This window comes from Acinetobacter sp. 8I-beige, assembly GCF_902505955.1.
Classification (GTDB): Bacteria; Pseudomonadota; Gammaproteobacteria; order Pseudomonadales; family Moraxellaceae; genus Acinetobacter; species Acinetobacter johnsonii.
On record NZ_LR732791.1, the window covers coordinates 34,650 to 51,544 of the forward strand.

The window sequence follows — 16,895 nt, forward strand, 5'->3', positions numbered from 1 at the left end:
TTATAACTTTCCATTAAATGCTTTTTGCTGCAAGGCATTAAATAAATCATCAAATTGAGATTCGGAATTTAGCAATACTTCCTTTTGTTTATGAATATTTGTATAAATTTTCATATATTCATTCTGAATCTCAATAGGTGGATACGGAAACTCCAGATTATCTAGGATGCCTGTATTCATATGTGTAAATGCACCATCTGCTCCCGTTTTTAAACGTGGTAGCCGAGTTTTACAAAAAGTCATTAATGACACAAAATAATCCGGTAAAAGTAGATTTCCGAATCTGAGGCGAATTAAATTTGTACTAATAATAGATTTTTCAAATCTAGAACGGGCAACACCCATTTTCCCCACTGTACCTGCTCGTGAAATTAAAATATCACCGTCGATTACAGCATAGGCTTCTAACTTTGAATATTTTTCGTCAGAAATCCATAGTGATGGTTGATCTTGAAATTCTCCTTTTAGAGAAAGGACATCCATACTCCAAACAGGGATACCTGAATCAGTATATTCCTCACGCTTCAATGCACTACCAAATGGTCCACATTTAGTACCATTTTTGGGATCAATATAAAATTCACTTAGCTTTTTAATAGGAAACTTTTTAGAGTTTTCTAAAGGATCTCCAAACATATCAATAAACGTAGCTTGCAACAGCTCATCTAACTTTTCAATGGCTTGCTGACGTTTTTGGCGAATGGCATCGGCTTTATCAAGAATTGAAGCAATTCGGCGTTGTTCTTCTAATGATGGAAGAGGAATTTCAACATCAGCTAGAGTTGATTTGGAAACTTCTTTAAAGGTAGCACCAACACCCAAGTTTTGAAGAAATTCTTTATTCGCTTTCAGCCAATAATATAAATAATCCGAGCAGAGTAAGTCAGATTTAGGAATAAAGCTTTTGAAGCCTTGATTGGTACAAAGTTCTATTTCAGCTATCGCAACATGGCCAATTGGGGCACGAGAGCTTAATAAGACACTACCAATTGGTAACATTTTAGTAGAACAACTTTTATAGCCTTCCTTAGTAATCTTTTTTTCTGATTCATTTACATATTTTGTTTGTAAATTACTTAAATCTCGAGGAGTAATCCAAACAATATTACCATCCCATAACTCAGGATTATTAGTGCTTGGAGTTGAGCCTGAATATATTTCAGTACATTCACTTAATTTATATACTTTCATCAAAGTAGGTCCTCAAGCTCATTCATCCCTTGAAGAATCTCATTTTCCAACTGCTTTAATTCAGCCAAAATCACTTTCGGGTCAGCATACTCAACCGTTTCATAGACCACTTCTTTATAACGATTAATCGAAAAATCAAATTTATTTGCAATAATATCTTGAGCATCGACTACGAAAGCTTTTTTCGATTTATCGCCAAATTGCGCTGTAATTTCTTCTGCTGCGGCATTATTCAACACAAGCTGACGGTAAGCTTTCCACTGCGCAACCACATCAGGTAAGTCGTTTGCACCCTCACCTTTTAATGGCGTACGCTTATCATCTAAAGAAAAACCATCCGCCTGAACGTCATAAAACCACACACGTTCAGTTGAGCCACCTTTAGTGAACAGCAAAATTGCAGTACTTACACCTGCATACGGCTTAAACACACCACTTGGTAAGCTAATGATGCCTTCAAGCTGATTGTTTTCAATTAAGTTTTTACGCAGTTGTTGGTGCGCTGTTGAAGAACCAAATAAAACACCATCTGGTACAATTACTGCCGCACGACCACCAAGTTTTAAAGTACGTAAAATATGCACCACAAATAACAATTCAGTTTTCTTGGTTTTCACCATTTTGAGTAAAGGCGGATTAATATTGGATTCATCCAAACTGCCTTTAAATGGTGGGTTTGCCAAAATCACATCAAAGAAGTTTTCTTCTTGTTGTGGATAATTAGCTTTAATCGATTTATTTAAACTGTCTTGGTACAAAATATTGGCATTGGTCACGCCATGTAACGCCATGTTCATACTCGAAACACGAAGCATGGTGCTGTCAAAATCGAAGCCCCAGAACATATCGTGGTTAATATGATCCATATATGGCGTCAGCAAATCACCAAGATAGTTTTTATTGTCGTCTTCATCGACAACAACACCAAACTCACTCGAATGCTGACGGTTTAAATACTCACGGGTACGTGCTAAAAAGCCTGCTGTACCACAAGCAGGGTCACAGACGTTTTCTGTCGGTTGAACATCCACAATCTCAATCATGGCATCAATGATATGGCGTGGTGTACGGAATTGACCATTAATGCCTGCGGTGGTCAGTTTACTCAGTAGATATTCATAGATATCCCCTTTCACATCACTTTGAATCAGTGGCAATGCATCAACCATATTCACTGCAGATACCAAGACTGATTCATTTTTAATTTCTAAATCAGCATCCTGCATATAGTCACCGATACTGCTAACACCGAGCGCATTTTGCTCAGATGCTTTGGAACCTAACTCTGCAAAAAACGGAAAAACTTTAGTTTTTAAATGCTGATGTAACTCTGAACCGCTGAGGTTTTTAAAGTTTTTCCAACGGAGCATTTGACCTTCGGGCGTTGGTGGAAACAAACGCCCTGTGACGGTGATGCCCTTAGCTGCTTTGTTGTCGGCAACGTCTTCGTGCATGTCCAACATACGCGCAAACATGAGGTAACTGATTTGCTCAATCACGGTTAATGGATTGGTAATGCCTCCTGTCCAAAATTTTTCCCAAAGTTTATCGATATCGTTGCGAATAGATCCAGTCAGCATAATAATTCCAATAACAGCAGAGTTTTCATCAGTTTACTTGAGCAAGGCAGTTTAATTAAGCAATGAGTTGCTCAGGTGGTTGTTTTTTAACGAAAGGCTTCATCACATGGATTAAATCTGTCACATCATCTGGTGTAAACAGACCATCCAAGCTATTTGGATGAATGCCTGTAAATGGGGCTTCATAAAGTTTATCAATCATGATGCCACCATTTTTAGAAATCTGATCTTGCAATAAATTTAAGAATTGCACTTGTTGCGCTGTCAGTTGCGGATGCTTGTGCAAAAATTCTTTAAAGTGCTTTTCAACAGCAAGCGGATCTAATCCAACAATATCTTGAATCGTGAGATGCAATTCAGCAGCCGTACGCCCATAAAATTTGTTGAGCACATCTATTTCAATATTTGGATGCGATGACAAAATAGTCGAGGTCAGCATCTGTAACTCACCTTCTTCAACCGGTTGTTGCTGGCGAATTTTTTGTAATACCGTATTGCTCTCGATCATTTGATCTAAAATTTCTTTGAGCTTTTTACGGTAAAGCATTGCTTCGTTATTGCTAAGCTTCACCTCTTTTTCAATGGTTTGAACATCTCCATCTTCAGTGCTGGTGGTTGGCGTTTCCCATGCACCACCTACGGTATTTCCAGCTTGTTTAAACTGCATTAATAGACGTAACTCAATACGTAGTTGCTCAAGTTTAGCTACAGTAATCTCAGACCAATATACCTGTGTTTGCACATCTTTAATCAAATCCGCTTTTTGACGGACTGCTTGAATATTGACGGCAAGTGATGATACTTCCGTAAGGACTTGTGACTTATAGGTTTCATAAGCACTTGATTTAAGAATTAAAGCAGCTTGAGTGAGTGCTATCAGTTTATCGAATGCTATAGCTTCTTTTTCTTTCAGTACGCGTGCATCCATTAAAGGTGCAATTTTATCCAATAAAACATGCTGTGTCGCAGCACTAAAATCTTTCACCAACTGGGTTTGTTGCAATTGATGCACCATGCGCAAATGCTTCTTTACCGTAACACTGTCATTTGGTAAATCATTAATATCCGCGATGATTAAATTGGTCGAAATTTCAAAACCGTCAATATTACTGCAGGTGAAAGCTGCTTTGGCAAAATCTAAACGTGCAAGGAACGTTGATTGCAGTAATGAAATCGATTTTACATCCTCAAGCTCTTCGTATTCTTCTTCGAAATATTTAAAATTGCCGTAATGATCGAAAATATAAAACTCCTTTTTGTCTTTACCCTGACCAAATAAGTTTTCACACAGTCGTGTACCACGACCAATCATTTGCCAGAATTTCACCCATGACATGACTGGTTTCGCAAATACTAAATTGACCACTTGTGGTACATCAATCCCGGTATCGAGCATGTCGACTGAAATTGCAATACGAAAATCATTATTCGCATCTTTGAATTCCGTGATGAGACCATCTACTTTAGGAATTTTATTATGAATTACCTTACACACGCGTGCACCATGTTGTGGATACAACTTACAGAAGAGTTGCTCTAAATGCTCTGCATGATCCTGACGCTGCGCAAAGATAATGGTTTTACCAATCAAACTGCCATTGGCATCTTTGATGCCATTTTCCATCAAGTTTTCTAGAATAAACGTGTCGGTTGATTCACTAAAAATCTTTTTACCAATCTGACTACCTTTAATCGTGGTTTGTTGAGCAACCTCCACCCCAAGATCTTCTTCAAGCTGTGTTTTTTGATCTTCAGATAATTGATTATAATGAATCCCTTCACGCAAAAATTCTGTTGTGACATCTTTGACTTTGAAGGGCACTAAGTACGCAGGATCATTTTCAATCGCTTTATCTAATCCAAACTCAAAAGTCGGTTGTGTATTGGTACAGTCAAACATTTGGAAGGTATTTCGACTGATAAATTTTACTGGTGTTGCAGTCAAACCCACTTGCAAGGCATCAAAGTAATCAAACAAATCTTTATAACGATTATAGATACTGCGATGACTTTCATCGGCAATGATCAAATCAAAGAATCCCACATCAAACTGTGCGAAACGGTTCATCATGCCTGGATATGTTGCAATATAGATGCGTGAATCCGTTGGAACTTTATTGGTTTCACCAATCACACAACGTGGTTCACTCCCCAAGAAGTCCTTAAAAGCATCATCTGCTTGCTTACGTAACTCTCGACGGTCACATAAAAATAAAACACGCTGTGCCCAGTGCTCCCGAATCAGCAATTCAGCTAAAGCAATCGCGACACGCGTTTTACCCGTACCTGTTGCTTGGATAATTAAAGCCTTACGACCTTGATCCTGAAATTTACGGCTTAAAGTCTTAATCGCTTCAATTTGATAGGGACGCTCAACAATTGATAAATCTGGGTTATTGCGCTCGAGTTCTTTATTCGCATATTGATGTTTGAAACGTAAGCTTGTCAAACTTTCACGACTATAAAACCCATAGATTTGTCGGTAACTGTTATAACGCGCATCGTCCCAAATATAAGTTTCATAGCCATTACTATAAAAAATCACTGGACGCTTATAGCCCATCCCCACTAAAGCATCTGCATAATGGCGTGCTTGCTCGCGACCCTGATGCACACTTACACTAGTTTTCTTTGCTTCCAGAACGGCAATCGGCTGGCCTTCTAAGTCAAAAAATACATAGTCAACATAGCCTTTTGTTCTATCTTTCATCTCTACAGGAAATTCAAGCTGAACCTGTACGGTATCTGTAATGTCCCACCCAGCAGTTAAAACCATATTATCGATGATAAATTTCCGGGTTTTTTCTTCATTCCACTCTAAACTCTGAGCAACATCCGTACTTCTTGCACGCTTCTGTTGAGCGAGTTCAGTCGTGATTGCTTCTGCTTTTAGGTTCTTTAACCTCTCTTGATCTAGCTCTTCCCTTAATTTTTGATTCTCTTCATATTGTAAATTAAGCTCTTTTTCAGTCGCAGAGATCTTTTCGATATTTTTAAATTCTGGTAAAGATTCAAGGGGTACTTTCTCATAGTTCACCATCAGATACTGCCCAATTCTAAAGGCTGTACCTAAACAGGCAAAAGCATTTTTTTGGTTGCCCAATGCACCATGCGCTGTCAAATTACCTTGTTGTCTTAAGTAATCCAATTTATACAGGAGCGATGGTGTAATACTATTTTGAAAGTCAGATGCAAATAACAAATCTGCAAAATTCGCTTTAGCAATTCGGGGTAATGATTCAAACTCATAAATTGACTTGATCACTTCTTCTGCAAAAGATCGCAAACGTGTCGTCGCACTTCCCGGATCTGTGTAAATTACAGCTTCCGCAAGTGCACCTAAGTCTGCTAAAAGTGGAAATTTTTCTCTTAAAAACTCAAAATTCTGAGATTGCATTACAGCCCTCATTTTTAATTTATTTATAAAATCATTATGTTAAAAATAACATGAATCTACGGATATATAGATAGGTAAACCACTTTCTACCAAGTCAAAACTTGATTTTACGTGCATATACTTCTAACACCATTACACTTTGAAAGTTAATTTCCATCTTCCACCGTCTCTCCAGTCTCCAGGGGCCTGTAAATAAAACTCTTTATTCTGATTGGCATCACTGACCAGTTTGTAGTTCACCTCACATTCCGGATTTGTACATTCAGCAATAAAAGTTTGATTTGATGATCGTGGTTCAAAATTTGCCTTAGATAAGCAAATCGGGCAATTCGTAATATTGAGGTAATCATCATGTTGCTTTCGAATCACTTGATAAATATTCGCCGTATTTGCTGATATACATACGGATTCTAAAGTACTTAACTGCTGTGAACTGAGCATATTGATCAATTGTATTTGATCATCTTGATGCACAGTATAAGCGTGTAAACTAAGTTCATTTCTTACAGACTGAGGAACTCTACCAAGTTTCAAATCTTTTGAGTATGATTGTAAAATCGGTTTATAGATCCATTTCAACAGAATAACGATCAATTTTTCTATGGCTTCAAAATTAAACGGATTCGCCCATACAAAACGTTCATATGCTTTTTGAATTTCTAAATTTCCACCCAATGAAAAAATAACAAGATTTGAATGCTTCTCTACTTCTTCAAATATCTCATCACTACTTTCATTAGCTATTGGAACAATATTCAAGACATCATATCGTGAACTGATTTTCCAGATTTTCAGCTCTTCATCCAATTTCAAAGCAAAGTGGAAATTTCCTCTTTGTAATGAATAGTCAGAACTTTGATCTAGAGTTTTTGAAATCTCAAAACCTAAGTTAGAGAATGCTTTAAAAATAATGAGTAAGCTGTATTCTTCAGTATAATCATGCTGAAAATTCCAATAGCTTTCTGTCTTTTCCTTTACACTTGGTATTTTATTTTTTTGCTCATACAAAGTTGACCATAAACGATTTAGATGACGATAATGTTGGTCATAATTCAATATATTTGTTTTATGTAGTTGATCAGCCACTTTGCGATGTGGTGGTGGAATCTGCACATATAAACCAGATGATTGTAGCTTCTTAATCGTAGACAATAACTGCTCATTGTAGAAAATCGTTTCTTCTAATTGAGAGAGAATATTCTCTGTTTCATCAGCAGTGAGATTATCTGCCCAAAGTTCACATAGCTCATGACTCAATTTATAATATGTGTCTGAAGAATCCCCTAAATTTAAAGCTGCTTGTAAATTAGCTTGCTGTTGTAATAAATCATTTAAACGTGATGCAACATAGAATCTTAATTTATCCAATAACTGTGCAAAGACCTTATTTTCATAAATGAGCAGTTCATCATCGCTGACTTTAGAGAGTACTTTCTTCGGCCGAATACCAACTAAGCTTCGTTGCTGCCATGTTTCTGAATGCCCTGCCAAATAACGATGCGCATTGTTTGATATTTTTTTAGCTCGACTCACATCAACGAGTTCTTCGTCATAGCGCATATCCATACGAGGGTTATAAGCAATATGATATAGATGCCCCTTTTCGATCACATCTTGAAGTAATTTTTCTACAGGTTTCAATTGAGTTTCTGAATCAAAAACAGTATTCGGAACTAATGGGTTAGGTAACTCCTGAAAAGATTCATCAAGAGAGCATGCTTTAACTAATTCACCAATATATTTGATCGATTCAGTAATGGTCAGCGTTAGTTCAGGCACATAAGTATGTAGACTTTTACTTGAGTTCAGTCGAATTGAGCCACCATCAGCAAATAAAAAACTGAATTTTGGCAGTGTTATAGACTGAAGTTCCCAATCCATCGCAAGAACATATCGTTCAGGAACTATTGCATCAACGTGCAATAGTTCCTCCGCATCTACAGTCTGTTGAGTAAGTCGATCTATTAGTTTCATAGATTACCTTTTAAGCGCTCAACATCTTGATTCAATAACGCTAAGCTCATTACAGGTTTTTCATCTTTTAAACCAAGATCCAGCCAAGCGTCTTGTAAACATGAAATAATGAGTTCGATTTTATCTACTCGAGTATCGTATCGACCCGTCACTTTCCCCTGACGGAAAACCTTAGTCGCAAATAGATGATCAAGCGCTTCCGACACTGAGCCTCCCATCTCAATATATACAGGAATAAAGCTGTATGCTTGACGTTCTAAACGATTTCCCCAGCTGACATTCACCGCTTTTAAAGCATCTTCAAGCAGACTATTTTGCAATTGAGTGAAGATATTTTTCACCACGGCTTTATGCTTGTGTTGAGCTTGTTCAAAGCTTTGAATTAATGACGTAAATGAATACTGTTCAGTGTTTGCATAAGTGATATCAACCTCTTCTTCACTACGTTTAACTTCCATGACATGGGCACGATCGTAAGTTTTATCAGCAAACTCTTTTGTAGTTTCATCGTGATTGGCTGTACCAATAAACCATACATTTTGTGGAATTTTAATGGCACGTTTATTTATAAACAGCTCTGGAGCTTTTTCATTAGCACTATCTAACAAATTAATTTCTGCACGATCTGGAGTTTCCATCAATGATAGGAAATCTGCAAAATATTGTTCAGGCTGTGATAAATTCATTTCATCTAACAAAATGATTTGCAAAGTATCTTTAAATTTTGGCTGTTGGGCACGGTACAATGCTTGTAAAGCCTCTTTGGTATAAAAACGTTTTTCAAACGCATTAAAGTGACCTAATAAATCCTCACGATCACGCCATCCTGCTTGTACTCGAACAATTTCACAGTATAGTTTTTCCTGCTCCTCACCCATCGCATTATTAATAGCTTTAGCAAATGCACGTGCTAAGCTTGTTTTACCTGTTCCTGAGATACCTTGTAGTAAATGAAGTTTACTCATCGCTAAACCAGCAATAAATAAACGAATATCTTTTAGGCTGTAATAAAACTTTTGTTTAGCAATATTTGACTGCATGATTGATACAAATCGTTGAAGCTCTGGTACAACTTGCAGTCCTCTCGCTTCACTTCTAAAGATCTGATCCATTTCGCTAAGGCTTTTAAAGGGTAATTCACCTTGCTGCTTCTCTACTAAATCATCAATTTGGGTCTGTAATTGAGTAATGCTCGTGTCAAGTACTCGTTTATGCTGTTCTAAAACACGTTTTTCTTGTTGTAAATGATGTTTCGCCATGACACTCAGACGTGAATTATTCAATTCATTTTCTAATTCATTATTTTTTTGACGAAGATCAAAAACTTGTGATTCCAAATCATCACACAACTCTTCTAGTCGTTCGTTTTCTTCTTCTAAGCCTTCTTCTGTTCGCTCACTTAACTTGATTCTTAAGTCTCGATTTTTTTCACGTAAATGAGCCAATTCTTCTTGAATTTCAAGTACACCTAAACCTTCAAGTTGTCTTTCTAAATCGGCATATTGCTGTAATTTTTCGGTTAAGGCATCAATTTCATCTAGGGCCTTATTATGGCTCTGTTCTAAACTTTCATTTGATGACTTTAATTTAGTCAGCTGCACACTAAATTCACGTTGGATGCTATTTCTCATCGCTTCAATCGTTGCATCAAATTGGGCTTTGTCATCTTGCAGATTATTCTGTAATTGTTCTATTTCAACTGTTTTAACAACAATATCATGCTTAGCTTGTGCTAACTCTTGTTGCTGTTGTTGTTTTTCTTTGCTCCAATCATCTCGGAGTACTTGAATTTCATCTTGCTGTTGAAGAAATATCGTTTTTCTTTCGTTTATAAAACCAGCAATTGCTTCTGCTTTATTTACACGAAGGCTTTCCTCACGCTCGAGCAGAACTTTCTCTTTTTCTGCTAGTCGCTTTGCATTTTCCGATAGTTTTTCTAAAGCTTCAGTCTGTAGTTTTCCTAGTTCCTCTCGCTTCTCTTCTAAAGCTTTTTGTTTTTCAATCGCAAAACCTAACTCAGCGTTTGCTTTAAGTTCTGCTAACTCAGCTAACTGTTCTTGTAATTTCAATTGTTCAGATTTTAGAACTGATCTTTCTAAAGCAACTTTTTTATTTTCTTCAATAAATTCATTTCTTTTAATCTCGATATCTTGCTCTAGAAATTTAAGTTCCTGTTCTTGCTTTTGTAAACGATTTTCCTGAGTCATTAATCGTTCATCTTCATCTGCAAGAAGTTTTACTTTCTCTTCATAATCTATTTTAGTTAAGCGTGTGTCTTCTAATGCCGATTCTAATTTTTGCAGGGCATCTTGCATTTCGTGACGTAAAACCTCATCACGTACCAAAAGCTCCTCTTTTTCTTTATCAACAATTACACCAGTAACTTGCTGAAATAATGGTGAAATAGATACTTTTTCTTTTGTATCCACTTGAGCAGAAGGTATACCTGTATTTTGATAACGATTTGCTTTTTTTAATGCTTTTGCCATTTAAATATTACGCCTCAATTGCTGTATAAAATGAAATCCAATCTAAAGTAAATTCAGATAGGTTTAATGCTGTTGTTATATCGACTTCTTCACCTGAATCATGATTACCTTCATTTCGTCGTTCACAAATTTCGATGAGTTTTGTTAAATCAGTTTGATAAAGATCACGACGTATTAAAGGATGTTGCTGATGCTCTGATACACATAATAGATTTGAAAAAATAAGTGGTTTTAGAGACACTCTCACTTCTTGATACTTACCTGCTGAATATCCATTCGCACTATATACTTGTGCAGAATTCACTTTTTTCAGCTTGTCCAAAGTATCTTCGGGAAAAAAATTTCCTACTTGTAATATTAAAATGGTTTTCAACTGATCATAATTTAACTTTAGAGGTGTTGTATTCGCGTGTTTATGCTTCCGTACACAGAGCATATGTTTAAAACATGCCTCTAATGCTTTTTGGCACTGACTTAACAAATCATCAATATCATAATAGTGCCCCGTCTCTTCCAATTTTTTCTTTCGTGTTAAAAGTCTTTGTAAATGTTGTGTAAGATTTTCAATACGTTCTGAAAATGGAAAATCTACAGAAAGCTCAAAAGAAATTTCTTCCAACAAGCGAGTTTCAAACTCATCTATCGTTTCTTCACTATGGATATCTTGTTTTAAATATCTTTTAACCTTTTTCGAGAAGCCCTGATGTTTCGTTGCAAGTTCAAAATGCAAATTTTGTATCCATTCATCATATGGTGATACATGACATGGGTCTTGTAACTGACAAACATGCGATGAATCTAAACTTTCCTCTAAATGCGATAAAATAAAGAACGCTTCTGGTTTTTGAGAATAAAACTCATAGTTTTTTAAATTTTGTCCATCTAAATATTTTCCCCTATGCTCATGATCACGCACTAAAGTTCCACGCATTGCCATATTATGATTTTTGATGGTTTGCGTAATTTTATAGGGTGTAGGTACTAGAGGTTCTTTATGTTCTCTTGGCTCCGCTAAAAAAACACTGATCGATTTGCCTGAATCTCGACTTCCTTGGATGTAAATATTTGAGTCGATCTCTTGTACATCTAACAATGCAAGCTCATTGGGAATTAAGCGATGCCACAATTCCCCCGTAATTGCATCCTGTACTAAATAGTAGGCTTGTAAATCTTCAGTACGCTCAATTTCATCATCTAATGTCTGCACTCCCTTAGGAGTCAGCGTAATTTTTTGATCTTTTACGTCAAGCTGAATCAAGCCACCAGTTTCTAATTCTGTATCTATAATAAGATTAACAAGCTCTACATCTACACCAATCCAATGTGCTAGCTCTTGACGATCCTGCCGACCAATATGCAAAAATTCTAAAAGGGTCTTTTGAAAGACATTAATATCAGTTGTTTTTCCAGCAACAGGTGCCCAAATTCGCCAAATCCAGATTGGCAAAAAAACCATATTTTTTTCGGCATTACCTTTTGGAAAAGCATCATAATAAGATAGAAATTGGTTAGAAAACTTTGCCATGTTGACCTCCACATAGTTTTAAAAATGCAGGTAATGCAGGCACTGCTTCCTGAGTTGCTGGATGTACAACTAATTCGTGATCCCCTGTAACAATCAACAAAGAGCGTTGACGGCTGAGCGCAACGTTTAATCGGTTGTCTACCCGCAAAAATCCATATGCTCGCGTCAATGCTTCATCCTTATTAATGTCGTCTAATTCCTCGACACTGAAGTCTTTCGGCAAAGTACGCACCAAAGAAATAAATACCACATCAAACTCTTTACCTTGGAAGGCATCAACCGTTCCTATACGTAAACGTTCATCTCCGATATTCTTACCGCTTGAAATTATTCGATAGTTTTCAGCAATTTTATTTCCAACCGTTAATCCGACTTGAAGATCTTCCATTGCTTTAAAAATAGATTGAATTTGCCCACTATAAAAACTAATTACACCGACACTTAATTCAGGTTTTTCATCCAAAATTCTTTTTGCTTCTTGAGCGATCCATTCTGCTTCACTTGAACGATGCCAACTGGTGCCTAGGCGTTGTTGTTTCTGATCCTGAATGCACTTAAAACCACAAACTGAATCTTCATAGCCACTAATTGCATGAATGAAATCCGTTTCTGGTCGGCCTGACTTAATCGCTGGTAATTTATGATTTTCGTAAAAATTTTGACTAATAAAATCACCTAAAATAGGATGCATACGGAATTGGGTGTCTAGCATAATCACCCGCTGAGGCTGTTGTTTTTCCTCTTCCAAACGTTGCATATTTTCAACTAAGCGTTGAAACAAGCTCTGCTCTAGCATTTCACTCTGTACTGTTTTCCAATCTTCTTTCTGTGTCAGTACTTTTTCGATTTTGTCATCTAACATGTGTGGCAATTGACGATGATCACCTACCAATATTAAACGACGTTTAGCCATTGCCATTGGAATCATAAGATCTAGAGGAGTCGCTCTTGCCGCCTCATCGACAATCACATTTTCAAAAACAATGTTCTTATCAATAGCTTTTAAATCTTGCATTGCATTACCAGCTGCTTGCTGACAAGTTGCTGCAAGTACAGCCGTATAGTGAGCAATAGTTTCTTTAATATCACCTGTAGAAGTCATTAAGCGATAACGATATTTATCCAAAATCATCAAATGTGCCAATGTTTTTAATTTTTTGGCCTTATCATTGATGTCTTTGAGTATGTGATCTAGTTTTAGACAGTTGCTCTCATCTAATAAACGCTGCAAATGTGTTGGTCTAAAATCAGGTAAATATCGGTCAATGAGTTTATTTTTTAATTCTATTAATGGGCTAAAATCAATTTCCTCATCCATATTTAAATGTATAAATTGTTCTAAAACCTTTTGTTCTTCAGCTAACAAAATCGTTTGTGTCGCATCTTGCTGTTGTAATAGCTGTAGTGATGCCAGTACTAAACGACAGCGTTGAACACCATCATCTACAAAACTAGCGTTTTTTGTACGCAATGAATAAATGAGCGGATAAAGCTCCATCATTTTTGTTGCAATAGACAATGATTGTTTTGGTTGTTTAAACTTTTCCCACCATTGCTTTAAATCATGGGATAGATAAATTTTATATTTATCAGCAAGTTGATCTAGAATATTTTGTATTTCAAAGATACTTTTTTGTTTTTGCTCTATAGAACCAAAACGCAATTTAAGTAAATGCTCTTCTAAATTACGGTATAAACTTATAAAGTCATTGTTCTGAATTAACTGATTAAGCTCTTTCTGAATTGGTGTAGCCCATTTTTCAATTGTATTAACACCAGTAGGCTCATCATCATCATTTCTGATTTTCCCACCCACTCGTAAACCTGCAATCCCCATCACATTACTACGGTCTACTACATTATCAACGGCATCATGCTGATAACTTGTGAGTAAAATACTACGTTGAATCGATTCATGAGATAACTCACTAATACGTTGCTGTAATGCAGTGATGACTTGGGTTTTACCAGTACCAGGTGGACCAATGATAATTGTCAAGTCGGAGCTATTTAACCCCTGCTCTATGGCTTCTTGTTGTTTAATCGTCGGACGTCCACCTTTGAAAAGTGCTTTGGTTTTAGAGCTTTTCCATTTCTCTTTTCGTAATGATCTAGTAGGCGCTTCAACTTCTATGCCTTGTAAGAGAGCGTGTAAGCTAGGCATAGGATTACGACGACTGATAATTAAATTCAGCGCTTCTTGCTGTCGCTTACGTTGAATATTTACCGCAAATATAGATAAGCATAAAAATCCTTGCTTGGTATCCTGATCTAACGGTGGGCGTCGATCTCTTTTTTCTGCAAATTTTAATAAAATGCGTTTGTTTTGTGGTTCAATCTGAATGATTTCTGCGCGCCAAGATTTTTTTTCAATGTTTAAGCCTGTCTCTTTGACATCCAATTGATTATCTAACCAATCAGCAATATTCAAACTTAATTGTACTTGCTCATCTTTTTTTCGATCTAAACTATCCCATTTTTTTTCAAAATCTAATAATTTTTCTCTATCTTCAACATAAATATACCAATAACCCGTTTTATGGGCTGATTCATAAGCACAATATTTCAAGTAATTAATTCGATTTGCACGATGTACAGCATCTTCCCATTGTGCATTACTATATTGCTTCCATACTTCAATATAGTCACCATGTTGAGCTGTATGTTCTTTTAATGCAATTTCATGAGCAAAATTGTCCATTTTTTTTGCAATTGAACGATCTTTGAATCGTAATTTACCTTGTAATAAAACTAAACGGTAATTGCCTCTAGGTCGTTTTTTACTAATTTTATCTACTTGCCAGTAACCCTTGATTTCATTAATTTCTAATTGATGATTCTGGCCAATCAATAGAATTTGACGTTCACTCTGATTGCTATAAAAAACCGAGAATGCCATAAATTTGGAATCATCAAGACCAACCAAAAACTCTTCTGTTAACCAATCTATTGCAAGTGGAATATCAGTCTGAGCAATTTTTCCATCATCTGCTAGTACATGTGTAATCGCTTCATCAACGGCAATATCTAGATCCAAAAAAGTATCTGCATCTGGTATGAAACCTGATAAAAATAGCGTTGTATTTTGTTTCTGGGTCAAAAACCACAAACCATTTTGTTTAATTAATTCTTTTGCTGATGAGGCTGTAATAGAATTGGTTGAGATCAATTCTATAGGGTAGATATTGTTTTCAAACTCTAAATAGCATTGTTCATCTTCTAAAAATAAGTAAATTTGATGATTTTCAGAAATGTCTATTTTTTCCAGACACTCAGCTTGAATCACTTGTAGCTGAGCAAGTTTAAACTCATGTAATTTCATAGCACTACCAAGTAAAACGCCAAAAGAAAGAATGCATTTTTTCACTATTCATCTGCAAAGAAGCATGTGTAATCAAAAGGTCCTTATCACCTTTTTGGTGGTTTTTTAAAATCTGAGGTTTATGTAAAGTATATGATTTTGAACCATCTACATTTTGGAGGATGGCATGCTCACCTTCTTCAGGTGTAATCTTTAATCCATCATCAGTTAAGGCAATCCTAAACCAAGGCTGACTCTGTTCATTATGAAAAGAACTATGCGATGCATGATAAATAGCTTTCTCTTGCCCTAAACTTAAAAATACTTGCTCAGAACTTACAAACCAAGGCTGTTCAGCCATCAATGGATCTTGGTCATAGCCCCAATATCTTAAGCGTAGATATTCGGTTTTATCTTGGACAGTATTACAAAATGGGCAATTTAATCGCTGATTGACAATAAAACTACTTCGACAGCCTTTTTCTTGACAAAGCAAAACCAAGGACAGTGTTCTGTTTAACTCATAATGCCATTCTGCCATGGTCGGACGGTCATATATGTTTTCTATTAAACGGCTCGATCCAAAACAACGTTGAAATAGATTAAATAAGCGTTTATTTAACATTTCAAAAACAGGAAAGCCTTTCACCGCAATTTCATTTGAGTCATCTTCAACATCAAATACCCAAGGGAACTCTCCTTGAGCGGCTTTTTCTTCGGCAATATCAGGATCTTCATCCTCAACAGCAATTCCATGATTGAACGGGTGCGTATGTGTTAATAATTGAAGTGCAATGACTGCAAAAGACCAGGCATCTGTTTGTATATTGGTGCCTGTTTCATTGCGAATCAGCTCAGGAGCAGCATAACCTTTGGTATAGAAATGATGTTGATTAGATTGTTCAGCATAATGAATATTATCGGCATCGATTAACCAAACTTGATGATGTTCAATTGATGTAGATACAAAAATATTATGTGGAGATAAATCACCAAATGCCAAACCTTTGCCATGCAACCTAGCTAAGGTTTCAGCAAGTTCTTTTAAAATCAGTAACCGGCGTGCGAAACTACCTGTATCTCTATACTTAATAAGATCAAGCTGCCCTTCTAAGGTGTACATGCGTTCTATTTGTGCGGAAAGTGGTTCTAAGCCATCCATAAGCTCCATCACGTAACCAGCACGATTCTTTAACGTTAATAAACTTAATGGCAAAGCAATTTTTAAATCTCGAAGTGGTAAACGCATAACATTTTGAAATTGCTTACGTACTTCTTTTAATTGAACTTCTGGCAGTACATTTGTAATTTTTACAACTAAGTTAACTTGGTCTGTTTTTAAAACTGTACCTTGGCCACCTTCTCCAATCTTTCCTAGAAGTTCATAAGTACCTCCGTGGAGGTCTTTTACGATTCTTTTTTGCTTTTCATTCGTCAT

General features: G+C 36.3%; 8 protein-coding genes. All 8 read right to left on the reverse strand.

The window, feature by feature from the left end:
* Positions 1 to 1,191, reverse strand: coding sequence for a restriction endonuclease subunit S (locus GVX98_RS10135; RefSeq protein ID WP_159128004.1), 1,191 nt, complete (start codon positions 1,189 to 1,191; stop codon positions 1 to 3).
* Positions 1,191 to 2,771 (reverse strand): class I SAM-dependent DNA methyltransferase, encoded by a 1,581-nt coding sequence (locus tag GVX98_RS10140; protein ID WP_159128005.1) that lies wholly within the window; start codon positions 2,769 to 2,771, stop codon positions 1,191 to 1,193. The genes GVX98_RS10135 and GVX98_RS10140 overlap by 1 nt, the downstream gene beginning before the upstream one ends.
* 55 nt (positions 2,772 to 2,826) lie before the next feature.
* The gene (locus GVX98_RS10145; protein ID WP_159128006.1) at positions 2,827 to 6,168 is read right to left on the reverse strand and encodes a DEAD/DEAH box helicase family protein; all 3,342 of its coding nucleotides are present in this window, start codon (positions 6,166 to 6,168) and stop codon (positions 2,827 to 2,829) included.
* Between the two features lie 132 nt (positions 6,169 to 6,300).
* Positions 6,301 to 8,142, reverse strand: coding sequence for a hypothetical protein (locus GVX98_RS10150; protein WP_159128007.1), 1,842 nt, complete (start codon positions 8,140 to 8,142; stop codon positions 6,301 to 6,303).
* Entirely contained in the window at positions 8,139 to 10,631 is a 2,493-nt protein-coding gene (locus GVX98_RS10155) for an AAA family ATPase (RefSeq protein WP_159128008.1), read from the reverse strand. Before GVX98_RS10155 ends, GVX98_RS10150 begins: the two co-directional genes overlap by 4 nt.
* Before the next feature lie 7 nt (positions 10,632 to 10,638).
* Positions 10,639 to 12,156, reverse strand: coding sequence for a hypothetical protein (locus GVX98_RS10160; RefSeq protein ID WP_159128009.1), 1,518 nt, complete (start codon positions 12,154 to 12,156; stop codon positions 10,639 to 10,641).
* Positions 12,140 to 15,523 (reverse strand): DEAD/DEAH box helicase, encoded by a 3,384-nt coding sequence (locus GVX98_RS10165; protein ID WP_228716291.1) that lies wholly within the window; start codon positions 15,521 to 15,523, stop codon positions 12,140 to 12,142. Before GVX98_RS10165 ends, GVX98_RS10160 begins: the two co-directional genes overlap by 17 nt.
* Positions 15,483 to 16,895: a protein kinase gene (locus tag GVX98_RS10170; protein WP_159128010.1), complete on the reverse strand. Its 1,413-nt coding sequence runs from the start codon at positions 16,893 to 16,895 to the stop codon at positions 15,483 to 15,485. Before GVX98_RS10170 ends, GVX98_RS10165 begins: the two co-directional genes overlap by 41 nt.